Source organism: Thalassospira xianhensis MCCC 1A02616 (genome assembly GCF_003326475.1).
GTDB lineage: Bacteria > Pseudomonadota > Alphaproteobacteria > Rhodospirillales > Thalassospiraceae > Thalassospira > Thalassospira xianhensis.
On record NZ_JPWA01000072.1, the window covers coordinates 1 to 6,658 of the forward strand.

Annotated in this window: 6 protein-coding genes; all 6 read right to left on the reverse strand. The window is 55.6% G+C overall.

The annotated features are described in order from the left end of the window. Nucleotides 1-232 precede the first annotated feature (232 nt). Complete coding sequence (locus tag TH5_RS24850) at nucleotides 233-1,168, reverse strand: FAD:protein FMN transferase (protein ID WP_208638541.1); 936 nt, start codon at nucleotides 1,166-1,168, stop codon at nucleotides 233-235. Between the two features lie 8 nt (nucleotides 1,169-1,176). After that, a complete protein-coding gene (locus TH5_RS24855; RefSeq protein ID WP_114124108.1) occupies nucleotides 1,177-1,779 on the reverse strand; it encodes a nitrous oxide reductase accessory protein NosL in 603 nt (200 codons plus the stop codon). After that, complete coding sequence (locus tag TH5_RS24860) at nucleotides 1,776-2,597, reverse strand: ABC transporter permease (RefSeq protein WP_114124109.1); 822 nt, start codon at nucleotides 2,595-2,597, stop codon at nucleotides 1,776-1,778. The genes TH5_RS24855 and TH5_RS24860 overlap by 4 nt, the downstream gene beginning before the upstream one ends. Beyond that, nucleotides 2,594-3,484 carry an ABC transporter ATP-binding protein gene (locus TH5_RS24865; protein WP_114124110.1) on the reverse strand — a complete coding sequence of 297 codons (891 nt, stop codon included), beginning with the start codon at nucleotides 3,482-3,484 and terminating at the stop codon, nucleotides 2,594-2,596. The genes TH5_RS24860 and TH5_RS24865 overlap by 4 nt, the downstream gene beginning before the upstream one ends. Next, the gene (locus TH5_RS24870) at nucleotides 3,456-4,793 is read right to left on the reverse strand and encodes a nitrous oxide reductase family maturation protein NosD (RefSeq protein WP_114124112.1); all 1,338 of its coding nucleotides are present in this window, start codon (nucleotides 4,791-4,793) and stop codon (nucleotides 3,456-3,458) included. Before TH5_RS24870 ends, TH5_RS24865 begins: the two co-directional genes overlap by 29 nt. Nucleotides 4,794-4,798: 5 nt before the next feature. Continuing rightward, a partial coding sequence (nosZ, locus tag TH5_RS24875) for a TAT-dependent nitrous-oxide reductase (RefSeq protein WP_114124113.1) occupies nucleotides 4,799-6,658 on the reverse strand: 1,860 nt, incomplete at its 5' end.

Genomic DNA, 6,658 nt, shown 5'->3' on the forward strand with positions numbered 1-6,658 from the left:
TAGGTTCAAATCCTGCCCCCGCAACCAACATTAAAAAGCTCGCCATTCGGCGGGCTTTTTTAATGTTCGATTGTCGGGTGCATGTGGATTGGAAGATTGCAAACAGGCCAGGCCGGTTTGCAAGGTTCTTTGCGAAGCTGGCGAAGCCCGAAGGGCCGAGACTAATCCTGCCCTCGTAACCTGTAAAAAGATCCTCTTGCTTGGCATTCCCGACGCATCAGCGTGCCTCGTTTCAAACCAGTCGTGCGCTTGGAAACTGTTTGAGCAACATCTCGCATTCTGCGTCATTCATCAGGCACATTGCGGTCGTCAGGCCATCCGCCAGCGCGGCTTTCGAGGCCGTGACACTGATGCTGTCACGACGGGTTTTTACCGGAAGCCCTGTTCGCGGATTGAGGATATGCCCGATCAGGCCATCCTGATCAAAGAATGTCCCGTTTGGCAATGAGGTTGCCAATGCATTGTCCCGCAACATGACGGCATCTTTTTTGATCTGTGACCCGGTATCAATGGCAACAGCCCATGGCTTGTCGTCCGGGTGACCGCCAATCGCAGAAAATTCGCCAGTATTGATCAGAACATTCGTCAGTCCTTCACTGCGCAAAAGGGTGGCAATCCGGTCCGCAACATAGCCCTGCGCAATGCCGTTCAGGGTAATTGCCATGCCCGGTTGCGTAAATGATATCTGGTTCGAGGTGATCGAAACCCTGTGCCATCCGGTCTGGTCCCGGACCTGTTTGATCAAAGCGGGGGCCGGGGCATGTCCGTTGGCATAACTTTCGGCGTATAATTGCCAGATCGGCTGAATGGTCGGATCAAAAAGGCCGTTGCTGGCCTGATGGATAAGGCCACACATGCCAAGACATTCCAGCAGCTCGAACGGCGGGGTATCGACCCTTCCAGTGGTGTTTAACCGAGACAGGGCTGAGTGGGGCCGATACAGGCTGAATATATTCTCCAGCCTGTCAAGTTCGCTTCGCGCACGGTCAAGGATATCGTCTGCATTCGGATGCGATAGCGTGATTGAGGCAGCAGCCCCCATTGCGACCCCCGTCCAGCTTTGGAGAAGGTGTTTTGCCGGTGTGGCCAATGCGGCAAGGGGAACACTGCCAAGAACACCGGCAGCCGCAGAAATACTTAAAAACCGACGTCGTGAAATGGCGGGCATGGCGAACCTCATTCTGTGCGAAGTTTTTCAAGGCGGGAGCGATAATCTTCGTCATCTGGCAGGGTCGCTGTTTCATTGACCCGCGCAGATGGTGCGGCCGACGCATTGCCCAGAACCAGTGCATCACTGATATCGGTCAGCACCATGACCCGGCCGCCATGCTGGCGGGCAAATGTCATGGCATCTTCCTGCCCGGAGAACGGCACGAGTTCGGGGGACCCCATGCCGCCCGCTTTGTTCGATCCCACCACATAATAGGCCGATATCGCTGGTATCCAGTTATCCGAACCGACATTGTTCCATTCCGATGCCTTGGACATATCCGTTACATAAACGGCGCGGATTTTATAATTCTGTTCCGGCATGCGTTCATAAGCCACACCATCGCGCACCTGACTGAAAAACAGTGGATAGGGCAGCCCATCCAGATGGATCTGTGCCTTGGGACCGGCATGTTCCAGAATATTCATCTGGCAAAAATGTCCGACGGCTTCTTCTGTCAGGGCGACCGGTGGCGGCATGTCATCCGTGATCTGATCCTCACAGCCAGTCAGGATCAAAAGACTACCTGCAATCAGCAGCCACGATGCTTGCTTTGATCGGGTTATCATGGCGTTACCTTCCGGAATGTCAGCCAGGCAATGGTTGTGGCGACGATGGGCCAGACAAGGATGGAGATCAGGGCGAGGACAGGCGGGATGCTATTGGCTGCGCCTGTCAGGCCGGTGGCGGCGGCGGTGGCGTCCGATACGGCAAGATTATAAATCCGGAAGGCATCAGCCGGATTGCCAAGCAAAAGCCAGGGGAAGTAATCGGTGGTGAATTTCCCGCCGTCATCCGCAACAATTGCCGCCAGAAGACCGAGGTCATAAAGTACAATCAGCACCAGCCACAGACCGATCACCAGACCGGCGGCCGCGCCCGGACGACGGGCAAAGGCCGATAAGCCATATCCAATGCCGATGAACGTCGCGCCCAAAAGGATGGATGTCCAGAAAAGACGCAGCAATGCCGGTACGCCCCGGATTGCATCGGGGTCGGCGGCCATTGCCGCAATGGCGGCAATACCGTACCCGGCAGCAACTGCGATGGCGAGGATCGCCAGGTGGGCCGTGAATTTTCCAAGGATAAGGGCTGCGCGCGACACGGGATAGGTCAGAACAAGTGACAGGGTGCCGCGTTCGATTTCCCCGGCAATCGCATCAAAGGACATCAAAAGTGCGACCAACGGGACAAGATACACCGCAAGCGAGGTCAGGCTGGCGACTGTCACCGAGAGTTTATCTACCCCGAGCGCCCCGGTTGGCGCACTTCCGGCAGCAGACAGAACAAGCGAGAACAGCACCATCATTGCCACGGCAATCGTGATCCAGCGGTTGCGCAAGGCAATGAAAAATTCGGTTCGGGCCGATGCCAGAATACGGTTCATGCGCCACCCCCTTTACTGAAATGACTGTAAATGTCTTCCAGACTTGGTGGGATAATGTCGACATCATCCACCAGTGACCCAAGTGCGGAAATATCCCCGAGCCGGGCAAGTTTTTCATCGGAACGACAGACCAGATCGACCATGACACCGTTGCGCCGGCCCGCAGAAAGTTTCCGGGCAACCTCATCGGCCTTGCCGTTTTGTGCCGATATCTGCAGGCGAATGGGCAGGGATGCCCGCCGTCGCAGATTTGCCAGCGTATCGTTGGCCACCATGACCCCGGATGACAGGATCACAATCCGGTCGGTTCGGGCTTCAACTTCGGTCAGGGCATGGGAGGAAAGCAGGATCGCGGTTCCCTGAGCGGCAAGTTCATCCAGAATGGTATAAAATTCCCGCCTCGAAACCGGGTCCAGCCCGCTTGTCGGTTCATCAAGGACCAAAAGCCGCGGTGTTCCGATCAAGGCCTGCGCCAGGCCGACGCGCTGGCGCATGCCTTTGGAATATGTTCCGATCCGTCGTCTTGCTGCAGTCTCCAAGCCGACACGCTCCAGAAGGGGCATTGCCTGGCTGGTGCTTGCACCGCGTAAACGAAGGTAGTGACAAAGTTGCTCCTGCCCGGTCAGGGCCGGATGAAACGCAGCGTTTTCGGGCAAATAGGCGGTACCGGTTCTGGCTGTCTGGCTGCCCGGGGCAGCGCCAAGGACAGATACAGACCCCAGATCGGCCGGGATCAGTCCGAGGATGATCTTCATCAGTGTCGATTTGCCAGCCCCGTTATGGCCAAGAAGTGCAACACGTTCTCCGGCTCTTACATCAAAGCCGACAGCATCAAGAACGGTATGGTTTCCGTAACGTTTAGTGACCTGCGAGAGTGTCAGACACATTTTCAGTCCTTTCACCCAGCCATATGGGGGTGGCGCGGGCAGCAGATTCCAGCATGGCGATATTGTCGGGAACGGGAATGCTGATCGGTTCCATCAGGGGGAAGCTATCGATAACACCGCCGGGGAGGATGGCCGGGAAGTGCGCCTGACTCCAGCGGATCAATTGAACCGCCGGTGAACCCAACAGCATTCCGGCAGCCGGTTGCGACCAAAGGATATGGTCCATAAGGTCATTGGGGCGGAACCGGCTATCGGCGATACCATTACCATCAAGATCGAATGCCGGATGATCCGACCAGAAATTGCCCCGGCCATCGAAGCTCCATTCCACATCGCGGGTACCGACATACTTGACCTGGGTCTGGTTGGCGATGAACGCATTACCAGTCATGGCATTGCTTTCCGAACCGGCAGTGAAATGAATGCCGATACCACAGCCTTCAAACCGGTTGTCGCCGATCAGGTTGTGATGTGCGTTATAGATAAAGAGGCATTTCCCGCCGGTTCCACGCACCATGTTCCCGACCAGATCGGATTTGTTGGTGTAATTCAGCATCAATCCCTGATCGCGGTCGGCGAGTGAAAGATTGTTGCGCACGGTAATGCGGTTGGAATACATCAGGGCAAAACCAAGATGATTGCCGACCGATACATTCCCTGAGATTTCTGAGTCATGGGCATACATGTAATGCACGGCAAATCGCAGATCGTGCATCAGGTTATCGCGGAAAATTCCGCGTTTGGATGTGTTTACGAAAATACCGTCGCGGCCATACTGGATATCGTTTTTTTCGACCAGCGTGCCGGGCGCGTTCCAGACATAAATTCCATTGCCCCGGGAGTTGATTCTGTGATCACGCCGCCCGATGATGATATTGTTGCGAACCGTGGCATCCGTGGCACCGTGAATATCAACACCATAGAGGTTGCCGAGGAGCGTGTTCCCCTCGATCAGGATGCGTGCGGCGGTGCGGTGCAACTGAATGCCGGAATCAATGGTTTCGTGCGATGACCCCGACCCGGTGATTTCAAGGTTGCGAATGGTGATATCCGAGCCGGTTATGGTGATGACGCTTCCGGTCCCGTTGCCGATGATTGTCGCCTCGTGCCGTCCGTCAATCGTAATCGGTTTGTTCAGTTCAACCGGCCCCTGATGGTAGCCGGAATCAAGAAAAAGCACATCGCCGGGGGCCGCCCCGGCGATGGCTGCGGCGAGCGCGCCGTCTGTTGACGGCACGGATTGCGTCGCAGCAAAAACCTGCAGCGGCAAAACAATCAGGGCCAGAATCATCAGGACGGAGCGCATCATGATCATCAGCTCCGCGGTTCGACAAACATACGCCCGCGCATTTCCATGTGCAGGGCATGGCAGAACCACTGGCAGTAATACCAGTAGACACCGGGTTTGGACGCAACAAAGGTTGCCGATGCCGTGGCTTGTGGCGCGATTTCAAAGGCCACACCATGATCACCCATGGTAAAGCCGTGAGTCAGATCGTCGATGTCATCCATGTTGGTCACGATCACCGTGACCTCATCCCCTTCCTTGACGGTAAAGGATTCAAGGCTGAAGGTCGGTGCGCTACTGGTCATGTAGACACGCACCTTGTTGCCATCACGGATAACCGTTTCGGCCCATTCGTCGATATTGACGCCATCGGCCTCGGCCTGTTCGCGGGTTTTTGCCCACATCGGGTCCTGACGGTTCCAGACACTGACCGGATTGACGACAGAACGGTGCACAATGATTGAATCATGGGGTTCGGCGAATGTCGGGCCGTCATGGACCAGAACAAGGTCGTCACCCTGCATCGAGAACAGCTGTTCGTTTTCCGGTTTCAGCGGACCAACATTCAGGAACCGGTCCTTCGAGAACTTGTTCATCGAAATGAACCATTTCCCGTCTGCTTCCAGTGTCTCGCCCATCGAGGTGGAGTTGTGACCTGGCTGATAATGCACATCGACCTTCTTGATGATCGGGTCGACCTTCTCGCCGGCATAGGCACGCACGGCTTTTTCGATGTTCCATTTGACCACCTGGCTGTCAAGGAACAGGGTGGTCAGCGCATTGCCCTTGCCGTCAAATGCGGTATGAAGCGGACCAAGGCCAAGTTCCGGTTCGGCAACAACCGCAGAGCGGGGTTCCGCACCATCATAGAACACGGCATCAAGTTTGGTGACATCGATCACCGACACGGTCGGGGACAGCTTGCCCGCGATACACAGGTGTTTCCTGTCCGGTGCCATGTTACAGCCATGCGGGCTGTTGGGGATTGGAATGTAACGGGTATAGTTTTTGTTCTTGCCCTTGCGACCGTCGATGACCTTGACACCATTGAGCTCGATATAATCGCCGGCAGCGATACCTTTTTCGATCTCCTTGAGGTTAAAGACCACGACGTGATCAAGCTCGGATGCGGTCATTTCCGCAAGGTTCATACCCATTTCCGAGTTGTAGCTGGTGGAAAACGCGTATTTCCCTTCATAGTCGGCATCGGTGTTATCCAGGTTGCCCGATACCATGACCTGCCAGGCAACCTGCATTTCATCTGCATCGATTGCCGTATAGAAGTTCACATATTGTGATGGATCATTCAGTACCTTGCCGTCATTGACCATCGGGGTTTCGTCCTCGCCATTGGCAAAGACATAGTTGGTGCGCGGCCATTTTTGCGGACGCAGGCCGTGAATGGCCTTGGCATTCGGGATTTCAAGGATTTTGTCGGTTTTCATGACGTCGCAACGGACACGTGCAACACGTGTGTTTGCCTTGTCATTCATGAACAGGTACCGCCCGTCATATTTCCCTTCGGTAAAGGACATATGCACGTGGTGAAGGTCGCCGTTGTCATGGACTTTCTTGCCGTTTGCGGCCAGATAGTCCCTGGTTTTGGGCAACATGTTTTCGGTCAGGACATTCAGGCTTTCATTGGTCTGCCCCCAACCGGTTGCCGAACAACGGTTAAAGACAGGAACGCGCATCAGCTCACGCATGGACGGGATGCCCAGAATGCGCATTTCACCCGTCTGGCCCGATGACCAGAAGCCGTAATACTCGTCAAGCTGTCCGGGGGCGAGGCTTGCCCCGGCAGCGGTGGAAGCCTGCGCACTTCCAGCAGAAAGTGCGGTTGCGGCACCCGTCACCCCGCCAACCATGGCCAGGCGTGCAGCACC

Excerpts from the sequence above, each read along its gene's own strand:
- TH5_RS24850 (WP_208638541.1), bottom strand. The coding sequence starts at position 1,168 with ATGCCCGCCATTTCACGACGTCGGTTTTTAAGTATTTCTGCGGCTGCC.
- TH5_RS24855 (WP_114124108.1), bottom strand. The coding sequence starts at position 1,779 with ATGATAACCCGATCAAAGCAAGCATCGTGGCTGCTGATTGCAGGTAGT.
- TH5_RS24860 (WP_114124109.1), bottom strand. The coding sequence starts at position 2,597 with ATGAACCGTATTCTGGCATCGGCCCGAACCGAATTTTTCATTGCCTTG.
- TH5_RS24865 (WP_114124110.1), bottom strand. The coding sequence starts at position 3,484 with ATGTGTCTGACACTCTCGCAGGTCACTAAACGTTACGGAAACCATACC.
- TH5_RS24870 (WP_114124112.1), bottom strand. The coding sequence starts at position 4,793 with ATGATGCGCTCCGTCCTGATGATTCTGGCCCTGATTGTTTTGCCGCTG.